The organism is Bartonella sp. W8151, from assembly GCF_016100385.1.
GTDB lineage: Bacteria > Pseudomonadota > Alphaproteobacteria > Rhizobiales > Rhizobiaceae > Bartonella > Bartonella apis.
This window is the reverse complement of record NZ_JACFSO010000004.1, coordinates 245,973-265,635: the sequence shown is the minus strand read 5'-3', so window position 1 is coordinate 265,635 and position 19,663 is coordinate 245,973. Positions and strand designations below refer to the sequence as shown.

The following is a 19,663-nucleotide window of genomic DNA, read 5'->3' as shown; positions in this document are numbered from 1 at the left end:
ATCCGAATGCGGATATAGGATTTGTCATTGTTGTTTCGTCGTTGTAGACTTTCGATAATTATAGAATGATATGATTCAAAATTATTCCGTTCACAGCGGGGTGGTGCGGTCAAGTTGATTGCAGCATCAAGACATGAGAATGAAGGGAAAAGCAATATGGCTTTACGCACAAAAAGTTCGTCGAATTCAGAGGTTAAGCAGCCTAATGCTGATACAATCAATATGGAAACGCCGGAACGTTTTGTTAATCGGGAATTCTCGTGGTTGCAATTCAACAATCGTGTGCTCATGGAAGCCGCTAATAAAAAACATCCACTTCTGGAACGTTTGCGCTTCCTATCAATATCAGCCACCAATCTTGACGAATTTTTTATGGTTCGTATCGCTGGTCTTGCGGGACAAGTCCGTGCAGGAATCGTGACTCGTAGTGCTGACGGACGTACCCCGCAGGAACAGCTTGATTTTGTGCTTGCCGAGGTTGCGCGATTACAAGCCAATCAGCAAACAGAACTCAGGGCTTTGCGACATGAACTCGAACAGGAAAAGATTGCGATCATTCGCCCTGACCGTTTGAGTGAAAATGAAAAGACTTGGCTCGAAAACCACTTTCTGGAAACAATTTTTCCTGTACTTACACCGCTTTCAATTGATCCTGCCCATCCATTTCCTTTCATTCCCAACTTAGGATTTTCGATCGCCCTTCATCTGTTGCGCCGCGCCGACCGTCAGCCGATGACGGCACTATTGAGGCTACCAACAGCTTTGAAACGTTTTACATTGTTACCGGACGAAGGGCACGGCTATCGCTTCATTTCGCTTGAGGATATCGTCAGTCTCTTTATCGGCAAGCTTTTTCCAGGTTATGAAATTAATGGCGCCGGTACGTTTCGCATTATTCGCGATAGTGACATTGAAGTTGAAGAAGAAGCGGAAGACCTCGTTCGCCTCTTTGAAACAGCTCTGAAACGGAGGCGCCGCGGGCAGGTGATCCGCATTGAGTTTGATGCGGAAATGCCCGATGATTTACGTCAATTTGTTACAACGGAGCTTGGCGTGCCCGATAATCGGGTAAGCGTCCTTGATGGATTGCTTGCACTGAATATGATTTCCGAGATTGTTTCGATACCTCGTGAGGATTTGAAATTTGTTCCTTATAATCCTCGTTTTCCAGAAAGGATAAGGGAACACGCCGGAGACTGTTTCGCAGCAATCAGGGAAAAAGATATTGTTGTTCATCATCCTTACGAATCGTTTGATGTAGTCGTACAGTTTTTAAGACAAGCAGCTGCTGATCCAGATGTGTTGGCGATAAAACAGACGCTTTACAGAACATCGAATGATAGTCCGATCGTTCGCGCGTTAATCGACGCATCCGAAGCCGGAAAATCGGTTACGGCTTTGGTCGAACTTAAAGCCCGTTTTGATGAAGAAGCGAATATTCGTTGGGCAAGGGATCTGGAACGGGCAGGGGTGCAAGTTGTTTTTGGCTTTATCGAGTTAAAAACACATGCCAAGATGTCTCTGGTTGTGCGTCGCGAGGAAAACAGGTTGCGTTCCTATGTCCATCTTGGAACAGGAAATTACCATCCGATTACTGCCAAGATTTATACGGACCTCTCTTTCTTTACAACAGACGATGATATCGGACACGACGTTCAGCTTATTTTCAATTTTATTACCGGTTATGCACAGCCGGATGAACCGATGAAACTCGCATTTTCTCCTTTGACTTTGCGACGGCGTATTCTTGGACATATCGAGGATGAAATTGCGCATGCAAGAGAAGGAAAACCTGCAGCAATCTGGATGAAGATGAATTCTCTGGTGGACCCACAAATCATCGATGCATTGTATCGGGCAGGGCAAGCCGGTGTTCAGGTTGATCTTGTGGTTCGCGGCATTTGCTGCTTGCGTCCGGGTATTCCCGGTTTTTCGGAAAATATACGTGCAAAATCTATCGTTGGCCGTTTTCTGGAACACAGCCGTATTTTCTGTTTCGGCAATGGGGAAGATCTACCGAATGAAAATGCTATCGTTTATTTTGGCTCTGCCGATATGATGACGAGAAATCTCGACCGACGTGTCGAGACATTGGTACCGGTATTCAATAAAACCGTCCACCAGCAGATACTTTCCCAAATCATGTTGGCAAATATCATCGATAATCAACAAAGTTTCGAGATATTGAGCGACGGGACCTCGCGCCGCATCGTACCGCTTAAAGGCGAGAAGCCTTTCAATGCGCAGGAATATTTTATGACCAACCCCAGTCTTTCGGGACGTGGAAAATCGCTGCGGTCATCAGCTCCTCGTATTATTGCATTACGCCGCCAAAAGACTGATACAACAAGCACCGAAACAACGAAAAAAGACTGACACATAAATGGATAACTCTTTGGCTCAAGGCCGCTTGAAGGGCAGAAAACCGGTTGCTGTTATCGACATCGGCTCAAATTCGGTTCGTTTGGTTGTCTATGAGGGATTGGTTCGTTCGCCCACTGTGCTATTTAACGAGAAGATACTTTGCGGCCTTGGCAAAGGCGTAGCAAAAACGGGCTGCCTTGAAAACGAGTCGGTTGACATGGCATTAAGGACGTTGCGTCGGTTTCATGCAATTTGTGATCAAATCGGCGTTTCGGCGGTTCATACATTAGCAACGGCCGCATCGCGCGAAGCAAAAAATGGTCCTGCCTTCATTGATGAAGCTGAAAAAATCCTTAAGAACGAGGTGAGGGTTTTAACCGGTAAAGAAGAAGCCACATATTCGGCTTACGGGATTATCTCGACCTTTCATCACCCCGATGGGGTGGCGGGCGACCTCGGAGGTGGCAGTCTCGAATTGGTTGACATCCACGAAACGACTGTTGGTAATGATGGCATTACTCTGCCGCTTGGCGGTTTACGCCTTCAGGATATGTCTGATAACAACCTTTCAGAAGCCACGAAAATCGCTCGGAAATATCTTAAAAACAGCGAAATTCTGAGTAAAAACAAGGGTAGAAACTTTTACGCTGTTGGTGGTACGTGGCGCAACATTGCAAAACTCCATATAGCATTCAAGCACTATCCTCTCCCCGTGATGCACGGATATGAAGTGAAGGGCCCGGATATGGAATCCTTTCTTCACCGTATCACCAAAGGCGAGGTTGAACAGCTTAAAACTATTTCAGCCATCTCCAAAAATCGTCGTCAGCTTCTCTCTTACGGCGCAACTGTTATGATAGAAGTATTGCGATGCTTGACGCCGAAGAAAATCATATTTTCCGGCGCCGGAGTGCGTGAAGGTTTTTTGTTTTCTGAACTAACACCGAAATTGCGTGATGAAGATCCCCTGATTGCAGCATGTCAAGAAATGGCAACATTGCGTGCCCGCTCTCCGGCACAGGCTTATGACCTGATCGGTTTTACAAAAAATGCTTTTGACACCTTCGGCATTCAGGAAACGGAAGAGCAGAGGCGGTATCGCGAGGCAGCCTGTTTGCTTGCCGACATCGGCTGGCGTTTCCACCCCGATTATCGCGGTGATCAATCTGCTAATCAGGTAGCGTTCGGACCTTATCCTGGAATATCACATGAAGGGCGCGTTTACGTAGCATTATCAGTGTTCTACCGTAACGAGGGACTCTTTGTAGACGATGATGCACCGGAAATCATAAAATTGGCTGACAAAGAAACTATCGAACGGGCGCGCTTTTTAGGTGGTCTTATGCGGGTTGCAAATCTTTTTTCTGCGTCCACTGCTGGTATCCTGCCCGATTTGAAATGGAAAACTCAGGATAAGAAAATAGTTTTGACTGTACCTGCACGCCACGCTGATCTTATTGCCGAGCGGCCGATAGGACGTTTGCAACAACTTGGAAAAGCCACAAATAAAGATTTGAGCTATCTTGTCGTTTGATAATAACTGTTAGCTGTTTAATCCCGATTGCAAATGATAGGTTCATTTTTCTGGACAAATTGATTATTGTTGCAGGGGGAGAGGAATATTTCGGGAAATTCCGTTTAGATAAGCGGTTTACGCAAATGTTTTTATTCGAAAGTCCCCTCTATAAGAAAAACTTATATAATAATTATTTAGATTATTGGTATTATAAATATTATCCAGATACTAAAATAAAAATAAAGTTAATAAATATTTATAGTAATTAATTTTGGAATTTATATTTTTTAAAATGTGGCTGTGATCTACAATTTGTTTTTTATAAATAATAGTTATAGATAACTTGAAATCGGTTAATTCTTACCGAACTTCTCCGAGCCAAAGCTGGACTGGTGAACAAGACAATTATTAATTATTAAAAATAATAGCAGCGTGTCGCTTGGCATTGGTCACGTGGTTGAAAGGTATCCGCTCGAATTTCCCCCTAATCGTCTGATAGTGATGCAGAACTGATATTTTTACCTTTGCGAGCGAGATAATTATAGAGCCGCTTGATATTCGGCAATTGACAAAGACCATTGCCTTTTTCAGCTACGGCTGCTGTTCCACAGGCGGTTGCCAATCGGAAAGCATCTTCAGCTTCCCATCCGGAAGCCAAGCCATGAACCATACCAGCTACAAAGCTGTCGCCCGCACCGGACGCACTGATAACACGCACATGGGGGGAGGGAAGATAAAGTGTCTTATCCTTGGTAGCCAAAACTGCCCCCTGATGTCCTAGCGTAACGGTAATGATTTCAGACGCACCTTTGATGCAATATTCTTGTGCAGCTTTGGCAATATCGTCAGTCAGATTGTATGTTTTTCCGGTAACGGCCTCAAATTCACCCTGACTTGGCTTTACCAGTGTCAAACCGCCTTTATCAAGGACGTGCTTGAGGGCATCACCCGACGTGTCAATGACGATACGTGCATTTCGCTTTTTTGCAATGTTGATCAATAAATCGTATACATCGATTGGAACGTTTCGTGGAAGGCTGCCGCTTACAACAATCCAATCCCACTCGAGTTTTTCAGTTTCTTTGACGACGGCTTTCCATTCCGTCTCTTGCATGATCGGCCCTTCGGCGATGAAGCGATATTCCATGCCGGAAGCTCTTTCGTGAATAACGTTATTGACGCGGGTGTTGCCGGAAATAGCAATTTTAATGCACTGAATGCCGCGATCATCCATAAGATGATTTAGAACATTACCCATAATACCGCCGCTCGCGTAAAGCGCTTTAACATCTCCACCAAGGCGATGAATAACGCGGGCAACGTTGATGCCGCCACCACCAGGATGAAAGCTTTCATCAGATGTTCTAATTTTGTGGGTTGGACGCACAACCTCTGCTTCACTGGCTGCATCAACAGTGGGATTGAATGTTACTGTAAGGACTTTTTCCATCATCTGCCTCTGCATATAAAGCGTATATGTTTTAAAAATATAGACAGGTTAAGTTGATTATTTCTTTATGGCTAGATTTCTTTTGTCAATATCTTACCGTTCTGAAAGTAAAACCCCAAATGGCCATCCAACATCTTTTGAGCTTTCTTCCCAAATATATCATACCGCCATCCTTCCATTGCCGGAAGGGCGACCAAATTTTCCTGCTTCGCAATTTTTTCCAGATCATCGTTATTTGCTATAATACGGGGTGCAATATTTTCTTCATCGGCAACAAGTTTCAAAAGAACACGTAAGAGTTCGATTGCTGCTGCGGTTCCGTTAGCGAGCGCTACATGTTTATGTATCGGTGGTAAATTGTTTGTATCCACTGAAAGACCTACCTGCACCGCGTTCAACAATTCACTAGCGCTGCTGGAACGCTCCCAACCTTTGGGGATACTGCGCAATCGCGCAAGCGCCATTTCATTCTTCGGTTGTTGAGTTGCAATTTCGATAAGGCATTCATCCTTCAGAACGCGCCCGCGTGGAACATTGCGATTCTTTGCTTCCTGTTCTCGCCAAGCTGCTATCTGTTGAAGAACTGCGAGTTCGCGTGGCTTACGAATACGTCCTTTGATCCTTTTCCAGGCTTCGTCATTGGGCATAATGTAGGTTTTTGGTGATGTGAGAACTGACATCTCGTCATCAATCCAATGGGTTCTACCGTTTTTCTCAAGTTGTTTCTTAAGATATTTATAAACATCCCGTAAGTGGGTTACATCAGCCAATGCATATGACAATTGTTTGTCGTTAAGTGGCCGGCGGCTCCAATCGGTATAACGGGAGGATTTATCAATATGCTCACCCGTAATGCGTTCCACAATTTGTTCATAAGAAACGCTTTCACCAAAACCGCAAACAGAACCGGCAACTTGGGTGTCAAACAACGGCACAGGAATAACTTTTCCGAGTTTATATATGATTTCGACGTCTTGTCTTGCAGCATGGAAAACTTTGACGACGTTTTCATTTTTCATCAATTCGAACAACGAAGTTAAATCGATATCGTTGGAAAGCGGGTCAACGACTACGGCGATATCAGGTGAAGCCAACTGAATCAGGCATAGCTGTGGCCAGTAAGTTGATTCACGCATAAATTCGGTATCAACCGTTACGAAATCCGATTTAACAAGCGTTGAAATAACGTCTTCGAGAACAGAGGTAGTGGTAATAACTTTCATATCCAAGGCTATAACTTAATATATATGATTTGTCTTTTGCTATATTTTTTCATACACAATCCTTCCATAGCTTGACAAATGTGCGGCAAAATGCGCTTTTGCCCACAAGTTGATTATTTCAGAATGCATGAAACAAAAAGGCAAGACTATGCATCGTTATCGCAGTCATAACTGTGCCGCTCTTCGTAAGAGCGATGTTAAATCAAAAGTTCGGCTCTCCGGATGGGTTAATCGCGTCCGTGACCATGGTGGAATATTGTTCATCGATTTGCGTGATAATTACGGCATAACACAAATCGTCGCCGACCCGGATTCGCCGGCCTTCAAAATTGCCGAAATGGTGAGAAGTGAATGGGTTTTGCGGGTTGATGGTGAAGTCCGGGCACGTTCCGATGACACGATCAATACCAATCTTCCGACTGGAGAAGTCGAGGTATTCGCCAACGAAATCGAAATTCTATCGAAATCCGATGAGTTGCCTTTGCCTGTTTTTGGCGAGCCCGATTACCCTGAAGATATTCGCTTGAAATATCGTTTTCTGGATTTGCGCCGCGAAACTTTGCACAAAAATATTTTGCAAAGAACGAAGATTATTGCGGCTATCCGCCGTCGTATGCAAGAAGCCGCATTCACCGAGTTTTCGACGCCAATTCTGACAGCTTCATCACCGGAAGGTGCGCGAGACTTTTTGGTGCCGAGTCGCATCCATCCAGGAAAGTTCTACGCTTTGCCGCAAGCGCCTCAGCAATATAAACAGCTTTTGATGATGTCGGGTTTCGATCGTTATTTTCAGATTGCCCCATGTTTTCGCGATGAAGATCCTCGTGCCGACCGGCTTCCGGGGGAATTCTATCAACTCGATATGGAAATGAGCTTCGTCGAGCAGGAAGACATCTTGCAAATTATGGAACCGATCATCCGTGGTATTTTCGAAGAGTTTTCCAATGGTAAACCGGTAACACAAAAATTTCCGCGTATTCCATATAACGAAGCAATGAGAAAATACGGTTCGGATAAACCGGACTTACGCAATCCCATTGTCATGGAAGAGGTAAGCGACCATTTCCGCGGTTCAGGATTCAAGGTATTCGCAAATATATTGGAGAGTGATGCCAAAGCAGAAGTCTGGGGTATACCTGTCAAAAACGGTGGTAGTCGTGCGTTTTGCGACCGTATGAATTCATGGGCCCAAGGCGAAGGCCAACCGGGACTGGGTTATATCTTTTGGCGTAAAGAGGGTGACAAAATTCAAGGAGCTGGCCCGATTTCAAAAAATATCGGACCCGAGCGCACCGAAGCACTACGCAACCAACTAAAACTTGCTGATGGTGACGCCTGTTTCTTCGTAGCTGGCGACCCGCGTAAATTTGCACTTTTTGCAGGAGCCGCGAGGACACGGGCAGGCGAAGAACTTAATCTTGTCGACCGCGATCAATTTTCGCTGGCCTGGATTGTTGACTTCCCGTTTTTTGAATGGAACGAGGATGAAAAGCACATCGAATTTTCTCATAATCCTTTCTCTATGCCTCAGGGTGGCAAAAAAGCTTTGGATAGTGAAGAGCCGTTAAATATCAAAGCTTATCAATATGATGTCGTCTGCAACGGTTTCGAGCTTGGATCAGGCGGCATCCGTAACCATTCACCCGAGACTATGGTACGGGCTTTCGAGATTGCCGGTTTGTCGAAAGAAACTGTTGAAGAGCGTTTTGGTGCACTCTATCGGGCTTTCCACTATGGCGCACCGCCGCACGGTGGCATGGCTTGCGGGATTGATCGTATGGTCATGTTGCTTCTTGGTGTGAAGAACCTGCGCGAAATTTCGCTTTTCCCGATGAATCAACAGGCTCTTGATCTTCTGATGGGAGCCCCATCGGAAGTGACTGCAGCACAACTAAGCGAACTATCACTTCGTATTGCACCGTTAAAAAAGAACAATTGAATAAAAGCAGATAAACAAAAAACCCGGCTACAGCCGGGTTTTTCATAACGAGCGTTATTATTTATTTGCTTCCACTTTGACTTTTAACAAGTCGATCAATTTTGTGGCAGAAATGCTTCCTGTGGCATAAAGCACAGTTATAGGAATTGTTTTTCCCGGTGTTGCACTAACGGTTAGCGATTTTGGATTATCGAGGAAATTTCCTATTTGTTCAGAGGTGTTTTTGACGAATTCCGGATCCTCAATTTTAGCGCCGATCAGCGGCAGCGTAGCCTTGAGTTGGGTTATAAAGTCTTCGCGCGTTACACCATTTTGTTTTGCATAATAGTCGAGGATTCTATTGGTCAGGGAATTATCATCATAACGTATAGAAACATCGCCAAATTTTAACTGTTGGACAATTCCCAAAACACTCAACATTTCGGCTGTCGTCTCGTCAGTGTTGTTCGAGCCATTCAATTGCTTCAAAACGCCGAGATTATTGACTAAATCTTCCGTAAGTCCATCGACATTTGTGCTGATCGCGAGTTTTCCGCCGTTATCAATGGTAATCTCGTTGCGGTCGCCAACATATTTACCGCTTTCGATATCCCAGTTGGCATGAAAATTCAAAGAACCGGACAGTTTGTCATAGCCAATATCGGTTAGCCATTTCGACGCCGCAGGAATGCCGGTCTTATTTGGCTCGTAACTGACAGATTTTATGCTGCCTGTGATGTCTACGCTTTTTGTGCCGGCTTTTAAAAGATACACCATCTTTAGATCTTCAGCATTGAAGAATGTCTGGTCAACGCCCGTCAAATAAACCCGATCTATTGTTGCACTCTCATAGGGAAAATGAACAAATAGGGGGTTAGCATCTTTATTCGGTGCAAGCCTGATTTTATCGATAGAGATGTCTTGAAAATTCGTCGTAACACCTGAATTCGTGCTTTTAAGCAGAGGGATGGAAACTTTTTCCGCAAAATAAGTGCCATCCTGACCTTCCGTTACATTTTTAAAACGAAGGTTGTCAATTTTGTCAAAAACCAACGTTTCGTCAGGCTTATTACCGTCCTCCTGTTCTTGAGATGGTTCATCTGAAGAAGACTGTTTTGCCCGCTTTCCGGTGCTGCCCAAGCCTTGAATTTTTATCGTTACATCTCGCAACACAATGTCATTGCCGTCAGCTTCACTACGAGAGGCAGAAATTGCAAATTCGGTGGTTTTTATACGGTCTTGTAAACGAGAATTGAATGCATTCGGATCAACTGCCCACGAGTTTAGGTGAACCGTTGTTGCAGCAAAAAAAGTGCAAGTTGTAAGTATTAATGCTCTTTTGAATTGTCTCATTGGAAGATACCTTCTCTCGTCGGACGCCTTGAGGATTAGTCCTGTCTGAGTTTAATTGCTATCACAGTTAAATAAAAGCGAAAACAGGTCCATGACTTGCGGTAGATTCAACGAATTGCTATTCGATAATCATGCCAAGTAAAGTGATTCGATTATCCGAAAAAGATCATGTTGAGCCGATAGAACTGCGTTCTGCTTTGCAAGAGCGCTACTTGGCTTATGCGCTGTCGACGATTATGGATCGTGCGCTCCCCGACGTTCGTGATGGATTAAAACCGGTGCATCGGCGCATCCTTCATGCAATGCGATTGTTGAAGCTCAATCCGGATCAAGCTTATGCAAAATGCGCGCGTATTGTCGGCGATGTCATGGGCAAGTTCCACCCACATGGTGATTCGTCTATTTATGACGCACTTGTGCGCTTGGCTCAGGATTTTGCAGTTCGCTATCCTCTAGTAGACGGGCAGGGTAATTTCGGAAATATCGACGGCGATAATGCGGCTGCAATGCGTTACACAGAAGCGCGCATGACAGCGGTCGCAACGTTGCTGCTTGATGGTATAAACGAAAATGCAGTGGATTTTCGTCCTACTTATAATGAAGAGGATGAGGAACCGGTCGTATTACCATCCGCTTTTCCAAATCTTCTTGCTAACGGTTCATCGGGCATAGCTGTCGGAATGGCCACGTCCATTCCACCCCATAATGTTGCCGAGCTTTGCGACGCTGCGACATATTTGATTGCGCATCCCGATGCGACAAACGATGATCTCGTCAAATATGTACGGGGTCCCGATTTTCCTACGGGAGGAATTCTCGTCGAACCAGCTGAAAGCATTCGTGAATCTTACCGGACCGGACGGGGTACATTTCGCTTGCGGGCGCGCTGGCACAAGGAAGAGGGGAGCCGCGGCACTTATTCTATCGTTGTTACCGAAATTCCGTATCAGGTACAAAAATCGCGGCTTATCGAAAAGACTGCAGAGCTGTTGCTTGCCCGTCGCCTACCAATGCTCGATGACATACGTGACGAATCGACAAAAGATATCCGCATTGTTTTGGAGCCGAAAACAAGAACTGTCGACCCGGAATTGTTGATGGAATCGATCTTCAAGTTGACAGATTTCGAAGTGCGCGTGCCACTCAATCTGAATGTTCTAACTCTCGGGAAAATTCCAAATGTCCTCTCTTTGGGGCAGGCATTACAGCAATGGCTGGATCATCGCAAAGACGTTCTCGTACGCCGTTCAAAATATCGACTCGGGGAAATAACACGCCGTCTCGAGATTTTAGAGGGGTATCTCATCGCATATCTCAATCTGGATGAAGTTATCCGGATTATTCGGGAAGAGGATGAACCGAAGAACCAATTGATGACAAGCTTCTCACTGACGGAAAATCAGGCCGAAGCAATCCTCAATATGAGATTGCGCTCGTTACGTCGGCTTGAAGAAATGGAAATCCGAAAAGAATTTGACGCGTTGAAAGCCGAAGAAGCCGAGCTTGATGCTCTTTTGCAATCGAATACAAAGCAATGGAAAGCGATAGCCGGCGAAATTGCCAAGGTCAAAAAAATCTTTGGTCCTGACACACCTTTAGGTAAACGGCGCACCACATTCGAGGATGCTCCCGATCATGACATTAAAGATATAGAACAGGCAATGATCGAGAAAGAGCCGGTAACGATTGTTATTTCCGAAAAAGGCTGGCTAAGAGCATTAAAGGGGCATCTGACAGATTATTCCACCCTTACATTCAAGGAAGATGACAGGTTAAAAATCGCATTTCCTGCGATGACAACGGATAAAATCATTGTCCTGACCACTGGTGGGAAATTTTTTACCATAGCCGCCAATTCATTACCAGGTGGGAGGGGACATGGTGAACCGATCCGTATTTTGGTCGATATGGGTAATGACGAAGATATTTTGACGGCATTTGTTCATGTGCCGGATCGAAAGTTATTGCTTATTTCTTACCACGCGAACGGTTTTATCGTCTCTGAGAACGATGTCATTGGAACGACGCGCAAGGGCAAGCAGGTGATGAATGTAAAATTGCCCGACGAAGCAAAAATATGCCTGCCGGTTGAAGGAGATCATCTCGCCATAGTTGGCGAGAATAGAAAAATGCTTATCTTCCCTCTCGAACAGATATCGGAAATGACACGTGGCAAGGGAGTTCGTTTGCAACGCTACAAGGATGGTGGAGTGAGCGATGCGGTTACCTTTAAATTGGAAGAAGGACTCACTTGGCATGATACGGCTGATCGAACATATAGCCGTAGCGCATCAGAATTGATTGAATGGCAAGGAACACGCGCCGGAGCAGGGCGGATGGTACCAAAGGGCTTTCCGAGATCCGGCAAATTTTCGGGGTAATCCGGATATTATTCCAAGCGTCCGATCCGGTATGAAGTGATAGAAAAACGATATGTTCCGGTGTGTTAGAAAAATTTTTTAAAGTGTTTTATCAGCCGCGTCCGCGATAATTGGAAACATTCTGGTCGGGAATCCATACGTCATCAGGCATTTTTCCTGTTTGCCAGAAGACATCAATAGGGATACCTCCTCGCGGATACCAATACCCACCGATGCGCAACCAATGAGGTGACAAAAGTTCAACAAGCCGACGTGCAATGGTGACCGTACAATCTTCGTGAAAAGCACCATGATTGCGGAAGGATCCCAGATAAAGTTTAAGAGACTTGCTCTCAACCAGCCATTTATCCGGCACATAGTCAATCATCAGATAAGCAAAATCTGGCTGGCTCGTGATTGGGCACAATGATGTGAACTCCGGCGCTGTAAAGCGGACACAATATTTTACATCTGCCTGCGGGTTAGGAACACGCTCAAGCACCGCTTTCTCGGGGGATTCCGGAAAAGGAGTCTTTTTTCCCAATTGCTTTAAATTTTCATAAATTGAATGATCGGATGCCATTGAATTGAACCTTGAAAAAATGTTGATTTTGTAGGGAATGCTACCCGAGCTTTTTTCCTTTGTTACGATTGACCGCCTCGATCCAAAATGAATTGTCGTCGTATATTGTGGGGTCTTCTACACCCGCTATTGCAAAAGCCTCCCGGCGTTCAACGCATGTTCCGCAGCGGCCGCAATGGTGTTCGCCTCCTTTGTAGCATGACCAAGTATCTCCAAAAGGAACATTGTATTTCATACCATCTTTTACAATTTTCGATTTATCCTGATCAAGATAAGGCGTTAAAAGCTTACATTGTCCTTCCAGGGATAATTGTTCCATCTTGTTGAATGTATCAATAAAATCTGCACGGCAATCGGCGTAAATAAAATGGTCGCCGCCATGCACAGCAATAGCGACGCTATCGCCATGTTTTGCTGCTGCAATAGCGAAGGCTATTGATAGAAAGATCGCATTGCGATTGGGAACAACAGTCGATTTCATGTTGTCTTCGGAATAATAGCCGTCAGGAACAGCAATATTACCGGTAAGCGAAGATCCCGAAAGATTTTTTCCAATTGCGGATATATCGATCGGATAATAGTCGACCCCAAGCTTTGAAGCACATTTTTGAGCAAAAACGAGCTCTTTTTTATGACGCTGGCCATAATCAAAGGAGATTATTCCTTTGAGGCTTTGTTCGTGGGCAAGGCGATAGGCAAGTGTGACGGAATCCAGTCCGCCTGAACAGATAAGATAGGTTTTCATTTTATCCCTTGTTTTAAAAAACCGGGTGGGCTGCGACCGGTATGCCCTTGCTACCAAAGGCCCTGATGACTGTAAAGCCCATCAGTTTTTTCCCTTTTTTATTCTATCCATAAAACGTTCAAAACGCGCATAAACTTTAAGATTTTTCTTCTTATTGACCGAAGGAAAGTAGGTCCTGACCTTTAACGCCGATTTTTCCGATATACCGTCTATGATAACGACCTCTTCTTTTTCGCCGCGATAAGCAAGAACCAAATTCCAAGGATTGAGGTCATATAGAACGACATTGGTTTCTTTCACCCAATTCTCGAATTCATCTAAAGCTGTGCGAATTTCGTCCATATTTTTAGCAAAAGCTGCAAGCGGTTTAGCGTAGTTGTTGTTCTTGTCCTTTTCCGCTTTAACAACCAGTCCCCAACCAAGATCGGTTTGCTGGAGAGCAACGACGGTAAACATATGCGGTTGGATGCTTTCCGCATGGGGATTAACGCGCACAATTTCAAACAATTCATGCATGTTGACAGAGTTAGCACCCAAAGGCTTGAACCGTTTTTTCCATTCCGGTACCTGCTTTGTTTTGTCTATCCATTCCGGTCGAAGAACCTTCACCAACAAATCAGGGTTATCAGGATGAATGAAGACTAAACGTGCATTCCCCTTGAATTGCGGTTCACGCCCCTTCAGTTCAATCATCTCGTTCAGCATATGGATTTCCTCGCAGGATTAACTTTTTGCTCCTACTCTTTTGTTAACTTCCAGCCGCGAGATGTCAAATGTTCTTGGGGGCTATAACGCGATTTATAGTTCATTTTTCTGCACCCCTTAACCCAATAACCAAGATAGACGTAAGGGAGCCCCAACTGGCGAGCCTGCCGGATGTGATCCAAAATCATAAAAACACCAAGCGAGGCATGACTTTCATCAGGGGAATAGAATGAATAAACCATTGACAGACCGTCATCCACTTTGTCCGTGAGCGCGGCCGCTATCAGAGGTGATTTATTATCTTCGCAAGAACTCTTGTCCAATGGTGTTCTGCGATATTCGACAAGGGATGTGTCGACAACTGTTTCTTCCACCATCGTCTTATAATCATCAAATTTCATATCGCTCATTCCGGCACCAGAATGACGCGCATCCAGATATCGTTTAAAAAGTGCGTATTGTTCATTTGTCACTCTTGGTGGACAAACTTCGCAAGAGAGGCCGGAATTTTTCTTGATGATACGCTTCATCGTGCGGTCGGGGGTAAAATCGTCAACAACAATGCGGACCGATATACACGCGTTACAGCCGTCGCAAACAGGACGATAACCTATGTTTTGGGACCGTCGAAAACCTAATTGTGTCAAAACACTATTCTTGCTGTTTGCAGATTGACCAGTAAGATAGGTAAACACTTTTCTTTCCCAACGCTCGGCAAGATAAGGGCAGGGAGCCGGAGCAGTCAGAAAAAATTGCGGTTCATCGTCGTTACTGTTTGTCATATTTCGCGCATTTGTAATAATACCATGAAACAAAAAAACTCATAGTATTACAACTATAGCGCAGAAGCTAAACCTTCAAGGGTACAATAGTAAAACTGCAACTAATACTTTAGACGATTATGCCATAAAGGTCGTAATCATCAGATTGCTCAATCTTCACAGTAACGAGCTCACCAACCCGAATTGGTCTGCGTGAGGACAAATGCACAACGCCATCAACCTCCGGTGCATCGTATCTTGTGCGTCCAATGCCGGTATGACCATTGGCTTGATCGACAAGCACCTGCAGACGTTTACCGACTTTTTTCTTTAAAAGTCTGGAGGAAATGGATTTTTGATGCGCCATAAAACGGTTCCAACGACTTTCTTTAACGTCATCGGGAACCACTTCCAACCCCATATCATTTGCGGTCGCACCTTTAACGGGTTCATATTTGAAACATCCTGCCCGGTCTATTTTGACTTCGCTCATCCAATCAAGAAGCATTTGGAAATCGTCTTCCGTTTCACCCGGAAATCCAACAATGAATGTTGATCGCAAAGCGATATCCGGACAGATAGAACGCCATTTTTCAATGCGTTGATTGATCTTCTCCAAATGTGCCGGACGCTTCATATTGCGGAGTACCGTTGGAGACGCATGTTGAAATGGAATATCCAGATAGGGCAGAATTTTTCCTTCAGCCATCAGCTCGATTACGTCATCTACATGAGGGTAGGGATATACGTAATGCATGCGCACCCATACGCCCATATCGCCCAATTCTTTTGCCAGATCATAAAAGCGGGCACGCACCGAATGGTCTTTCCATTGACTTTCACTATATTTGAGATCAAGCCCGTAAGCACTGGTATCCTGAGATATTACTAAAAGCTCTTTGACCCCTGCTTTCACCAACCTTTCGGCTTCTCGTAAGACATCGGAAGCCGGACGCGAGACCAGATTTCCCCGCAATTGCGGGATGATGCAAAAACTGCAGTGGTTTGAACAGCCTTCTGAAATCTTCAAATAAGCATAATGCCGCGGCGTCAAACGTATACCTTGTGGCGGAACAAGATCAACAAAGGGATCATGAACCGGCGGCGCTACTTTATGGACAGCATCCATAACGTTTTCATAAGCCTGTGGCCCCGTTACAGCCAAAACGTTGGGGTAGGTTTTTGTTACGACTTCGGGTTCTGCACCAAGACAACCAGTTACAATGACTTTGCCGTTTTTCTTTAACGCGTCGCCGATATTGGCAAGCGATTCATCCCGTGCGGAATCAATAAAAGCGCATGTATTCACGATAACAAGATCGGCACCATCGTGCTTGGGTGCGATTTCATAACCTTCCGAACGTAATTTTGTAATGATGCGTTCAGAATCAACGAGCGCCTTGGGGCAACCTAAAGATACGAAACTAACACGAGGGGCTGACATATTATTTCCTGCAGATATGCAATTTTTTAAAAAACGTTCGGCTGTTGACCTAATCTATTTTAATGAAAATACAAGGCTGTTTTGCAAAAAATCATACCATTGTAGTGGCGCGATCATTATTATTTTTGATGTCACTTTTATTCTCATCATCTAATAATAAAAGTCCTGAAACATCTATGTTTTATTCCGGATAAATGAAAAACAAGTTGGCTTTAGAAACGAAAGATTGCCATGAGCATCCCGATGCAGTTCCGGGAACTCTGTTCACTAGATGCACCTAAATCAGGAAAAACAGTCGCCAGCTAAATTTAATAGCGGCGGATCAAGCCGACCAATTTTCCTTGTATTTTTATCCGATTTGGGCCGAATATTCTTGTTTCATAGGCCGGATTGGCGGCTTCGAGAGCAATAGAAGCGCCTTTGCGCCGATAACGTTTCAACGTTGCTTCCTCGTCATCAACAAGTGCAACGATAATTTCGCCGGGATTTGCTGTATCACCGCGTTTGATGATGACGGTATCGCCGTCAAAAATGCCGGCATTAATCATTGAATCGCCTTTGACCTCAAGTGCGTAATGTTCACCACTTCCGACCATATCCGAGGGTAGGGACAACATAGTTGTCTGGTTCTGAATCGCTGAAATAGGAACGCCTGCTGCAATCCTGCCCATAACCGGAACATTTACATTTGCAGCCTGACCGGCTTCACCACTAGACAAGTCAACGGGAATGACATTTTTTATCGGTCTGCTCTTGGAACCTTCAATAACATTAGGAGAAAATTTCCGCACCGTGTTCGCAGAAGGATTCATTGTTTCTGGAAGCTTCAGCACTTCTAATGCCCGCGCACGATTAGGAAGCCGACGAATAAAGCCACGTTCTTCCAGAGCCGTTATCAGCCTGTGGATGCCGGACTTTGACGCAAGATCGAGTGCTTCTTTCATCTCGTCGTAAGAAGGCGGAATACCGGTTTCTTTAAGCCGGTTGTGAATGAAAAGAAGCAATTCATACTGCTTGCGGGTTAGCATAAAATTCTCCCGTGATACGAATCAACATGAAAACAAAACCAGAACGTACACTATATGTTCCGTTATTGTTCCACAAGCTAAATTGTTTTTTGGAGCTTGGAGTTTTTCGTCGAGACAGGAGCTTTTTGTATTAGAGTTTTGAAACAAAAATGAAACATCAACATAATTTCTTCAACGTCGGAATACTTATGTTCAGTAAATCACCATCCAAATAAAATTGACAGACGAATATAACTTGAAACCGTTCTTCGAACCTTAATCCTTGGTTTTTTGAGAACGCTAGAAACTATCGTTTATTGGTAAGACTGTTTGTCTTTTGTTCGATTTTCTGCGCAAAGCCCACCAGAAGATGCAATGAACAATTCAATTCAGGTTCAATTTCAACCGGAAGCGACGTTATATAGGCCGAGTCCGAACTATTATTGTAGGCGACTTTAGAAAACTGCGACGCAAAATCAATTTTCATTGCGCAATAAAGCTATTGCTGAATCAGGTCGCAGGTTAGGCCAGATTTTAAAAATGAGATTATCAAAAGTGCGAGCTTTTCAGTTTGATTGAAAACCAATACACAACATTGCGGCATTGGCCAATATACTGCGATTTTGGTGTGAGAGCATAAATCGCCTGCTCAACCTCGCCATAATAATAAAAAGTTCCATAATATATCTTATGCAATTAACGATGATACGCTTCCTTATATGGATATCGACATGCCAGAGTTATAAACAACAGGTGCTGCTTACCCACTCGCCACAAATGTACCTAACGAAAAATACAATTTTCTAAGAGCCGCAACACATCCTGAAAATTATCAAAAACGGATTCGTTAAACATATTGATGGCAAGCGTCGTAGGGAAACGCCGCCTGGTTGTTGTGTATCTGCCATAAGCACCGATTTTTCAACTTATCCTTAAGTCTGATGATTAATTGAAAATCAGAACTAGAATACGTTATTTTTGGCACACAACCTCAATCTGCCGCAGCTTTAATAAACATGAATTTGGCTTAATCTGCTTTGGCAAGTTGCAAAAACTGATAGCGCAATCTTAACTCTGTCACCTGCTCTTTTCGGATATCCGGTCGAGAATGGAAAGACTGCCAATAATGAGTGCATGTAATCCGACTGCATATTCATCGTCGATGTTCGGGATTCCCAAGCTTGAACGATAACGGGTCAAGTCGTCTTCATCTTTGTTATCAGGTAAAACGCTGTCGGCAATAGATAGCGTATGGTAGGAAATAGTGAATGCCAGCCAATGCGCTTGAATAAATGGAAGCTGGTAAGCAGTTGCAAGTTTAGGTAAGTTTTCCTTCAAAACCCGGTAATTCAGAAGGTTGCCATAGCAGTTTTACGCGACCATTAACATTTCTTGGATCGTTATCCATATCCGAATCCAGAAACTGCGGATTGGTGTATTTGATAAACGTGTCGCGCCCACTGTAATCCAATGCAACACGTCCTGCGAGTTCCTGCGTAATCGGGCCGGAAGCCATCAGAGAACCGCGTTTTTGTGCTCTCGTGCCATAAAGTGATTGTATTTCAGCTTCCGGTGTAAATGTCGGATCTTTCGTTTTGATAACAACTGCACCGGCAATGGCGTTTGCTCCCTGTGTTGTTGTTTGCGGTCCGCGAAAAACTTCGACCGACTCCACATCCCAAATCGGTGCGGCCCCTATCCCGAATTCTCCGGAACTTAGATAACGCCCATCGACACTGATGGTCGCGCGCGGAATCGGATTAGCCAGATAAGCATTACCTTTGACCAGCGGCCCTTTGGTATCCACGCCGCGAATGATAGGTGCATCACTATCGTTCGTATAAAGAACATTCGGCGTACCTTTCAAAAGATCGGTCAACGTCGTTACCGCCGGTCTTTCCTCAATACGGTCGCCACTTATAGCAGTCACCGAACTAGCCGTGTGTTGCAGTGATTTTAAGGATTTTTCGCCACTGATGACAACTTTCTCCAATACAGTTGATTGTGTCTCTTTCGTATTCTCACCCTCCTCTGCAAAGGCAGAAGGTATTGCGCACGATAAAAAAACAAAACTGCAAAATAGCTGGCAATGAGCCGACGAGACAAGGAACCTCGTTTTCGATAACATTACTGACATCGGATAAAACCCTCTTTGGCGAAATAAATTAAAGATGAGTTTATTACTCATGTTATATCTCGAGTCAATAATTATTTTACATGGTGAAATAAATTAT

At 44.4% G+C, this 19,663-nt stretch carries 15 protein-coding genes; 4 read left to right on the top strand and 11 right to left on the bottom strand.

The window, feature by feature from the left end; all coding sequences use genetic code 11:
* The first annotated feature begins 156 nt into the window (after nt 1–156).
* Entirely contained in the window at nt 157–2,376 is a 2,220-nt protein-coding gene (locus H3V14_RS09100; protein WP_075870653.1) for an RNA degradosome polyphosphate kinase, read from the top strand.
* 7 nt (nt 2,377–2,383) lie between these two features.
* Nucleotides 2,384–3,898: an exopolyphosphatase gene (gene ppx / locus H3V14_RS09095; RefSeq protein WP_198228117.1), complete on the top strand. Its 1,515-nt coding sequence runs from the start codon at nt 2,384–2,386 to the stop codon at nt 3,896–3,898.
* Nucleotides 3,899–4,364: 466 nt separating this feature from the next.
* Here ppx and H3V14_RS09090 read toward each other — a convergent pair whose 3' ends face one another.
* A complete protein-coding gene (locus tag H3V14_RS09090; RefSeq protein ID WP_179057534.1) occupies nt 4,365–5,333 on the bottom strand; it encodes a 1-phosphofructokinase family hexose kinase in 969 nt (322 codons plus the stop codon).
* A 68-nt stretch (nt 5,334–5,401) separates the two neighbouring features.
* Nucleotides 5,402–6,553 (bottom strand): ribonuclease D, encoded by a 1,152-nt coding sequence (rnd, locus tag H3V14_RS09085; protein ID WP_075917109.1) that lies wholly within the window; start codon nt 6,551–6,553, stop codon nt 5,402–5,404.
* A 148-nt stretch (nt 6,554–6,701) separates the two neighbouring features.
* On the opposite strand from rnd, the gene aspS reads away from it, so the two are divergent.
* On the top strand, nt 6,702–8,492 hold the full coding sequence (aspS, locus tag H3V14_RS09080) for an aspartate--tRNA ligase (RefSeq protein WP_198228115.1): 1,791 nt from the start codon (nt 6,702–6,704) through the stop codon (nt 8,490–8,492).
* Nucleotides 8,493–8,549: 57 nt separating this feature from the next.
* Here the strand turns inward: aspS and H3V14_RS09075 are convergent, their stop codons facing one another.
* Entirely contained in the window at nt 8,550–9,824 is a 1,275-nt protein-coding gene (locus tag H3V14_RS09075; protein WP_198228113.1) for a hypothetical protein, read from the bottom strand.
* Nucleotides 9,825–9,955: 131 nt separating this feature from the next.
* Here H3V14_RS09075 and parC point away from each other — a divergent pair, with 131 nt between their 5' ends.
* Entirely contained in the window at nt 9,956–12,205 is a 2,250-nt protein-coding gene (gene parC / locus H3V14_RS09070; RefSeq protein ID WP_198228111.1) for a DNA topoisomerase IV subunit A, read from the top strand.
* 91 nt (nt 12,206–12,296) lie between these two features.
* Here parC and queF read toward each other — a convergent pair whose 3' ends face one another.
* The 8 genes from queF to H3V14_RS09030 form a co-directional block, all read right to left on the bottom strand.
* Nucleotides 12,297–12,767 (bottom strand): preQ(1) synthase, encoded by a 471-nt coding sequence (queF, locus tag H3V14_RS09065; protein ID WP_075870660.1) that lies wholly within the window; start codon nt 12,765–12,767, stop codon nt 12,297–12,299.
* A gap of 40 nt (nt 12,768–12,807) precedes the next feature.
* Nucleotides 12,808–13,512, bottom strand: a complete 705-nt coding sequence (gene queC / locus H3V14_RS09060; RefSeq protein ID WP_198228109.1) for a 7-cyano-7-deazaguanine synthase QueC — start codon at nt 13,510–13,512, stop codon at nt 12,808–12,810.
* A gap of 81 nt (nt 13,513–13,593) precedes the next feature.
* Entirely contained in the window at nt 13,594–14,217 is a 624-nt protein-coding gene (locus H3V14_RS09055) for a YrbL family protein (RefSeq protein WP_198228101.1), read from the bottom strand.
* Nucleotides 14,218–14,249: 32 nt separating this feature from the next.
* Nucleotides 14,250–14,999, bottom strand: a complete 750-nt coding sequence (locus H3V14_RS09050; RefSeq protein WP_075870663.1) for an arginyltransferase — start codon at nt 14,997–14,999, stop codon at nt 14,250–14,252.
* A gap of 109 nt (nt 15,000–15,108) precedes the next feature.
* A complete protein-coding gene (gene rimO, locus H3V14_RS09045; protein WP_198228099.1) occupies nt 15,109–16,422 on the bottom strand; it encodes a 30S ribosomal protein S12 methylthiotransferase RimO in 1,314 nt (437 codons plus the stop codon).
* A gap of 308 nt (nt 16,423–16,730) precedes the next feature.
* Nucleotides 16,731–17,450: a transcriptional repressor LexA gene (gene lexA, locus H3V14_RS09040; protein WP_198228097.1), complete on the bottom strand. Its 720-nt coding sequence runs from the start codon at nt 17,448–17,450 to the stop codon at nt 16,731–16,733.
* Between the two features lie 1,056 nt (nt 17,451–18,506).
* On the bottom strand, nt 18,507–18,767 hold the full coding sequence (locus H3V14_RS09035) for a hypothetical protein (protein ID WP_198228095.1): 261 nt from the start codon (nt 18,765–18,767) through the stop codon (nt 18,507–18,509).
* On the bottom strand, nt 18,748–19,557 hold the full coding sequence (locus tag H3V14_RS09030) for a TonB-dependent receptor (RefSeq protein WP_246785153.1): 810 nt from the start codon (nt 19,555–19,557) through the stop codon (nt 18,748–18,750). Before H3V14_RS09030 ends, H3V14_RS09035 begins: the two co-directional genes overlap by 20 nt.
* Nucleotides 19,558–19,663 lie beyond the last annotated feature (106 nt).

Excerpts from the sequence above, each read along its gene's own strand:
- H3V14_RS09055 (WP_198228101.1), bottom strand. The coding sequence starts at position 14,217 with ATGCTGAACGAGATGATTGAACTGAAGGGGCGTGAACCGCAATTCAAG.
- parC (WP_198228111.1), top strand. The coding sequence starts at position 9,956 with ATGCCAAGTAAAGTGATTCGATTATCCGAAAAAGATCATGTTGAGCCG.
- rimO (WP_198228099.1), bottom strand. The coding sequence starts at position 16,422 with ATGTCAGCCCCTCGTGTTAGTTTCGTATCTTTAGGTTGCCCCAAGGCG.
- H3V14_RS09100 (WP_075870653.1), top strand. The coding sequence starts at position 157 with ATGGCTTTACGCACAAAAAGTTCGTCGAATTCAGAGGTTAAGCAGCCT.
- H3V14_RS09030 (WP_246785153.1), bottom strand. The coding sequence starts at position 19,557 with ATGTTATCGAAAACGAGGTTCCTTGTCTCGTCGGCTCATTGCCAGCTA.
- queC (WP_198228109.1), bottom strand. The coding sequence starts at position 13,512 with ATGAAAACCTATCTTATCTGTTCAGGCGGACTGGATTCCGTCACACTT.
- ppx (WP_198228117.1), top strand. The coding sequence starts at position 2,384 with ATGGATAACTCTTTGGCTCAAGGCCGCTTGAAGGGCAGAAAACCGGTT.
- rnd (WP_075917109.1), bottom strand. The coding sequence starts at position 6,553 with ATGAAAGTTATTACCACTACCTCTGTTCTCGAAGACGTTATTTCAACG.
- lexA (WP_198228097.1), bottom strand. The coding sequence starts at position 17,450 with ATGCTAACCCGCAAGCAGTATGAATTGCTTCTTTTCATTCACAACCGG.
- H3V14_RS09090 (WP_179057534.1), bottom strand. The coding sequence starts at position 5,333 with ATGATGGAAAAAGTCCTTACAGTAACATTCAATCCCACTGTTGATGCA.
- aspS (WP_198228115.1), top strand. The coding sequence starts at position 6,702 with ATGCATCGTTATCGCAGTCATAACTGTGCCGCTCTTCGTAAGAGCGAT.
- queF (WP_075870660.1), bottom strand. The coding sequence starts at position 12,767 with ATGGCATCCGATCATTCAATTTATGAAAATTTAAAGCAATTGGGAAAA.
- H3V14_RS09075 (WP_198228113.1), bottom strand. The coding sequence starts at position 9,824 with ATGAGACAATTCAAAAGAGCATTAATACTTACAACTTGCACTTTTTTT.
- H3V14_RS09050 (WP_075870663.1), bottom strand. The coding sequence starts at position 14,999 with ATGACAAACAGTAACGACGATGAACCGCAATTTTTTCTGACTGCTCCG.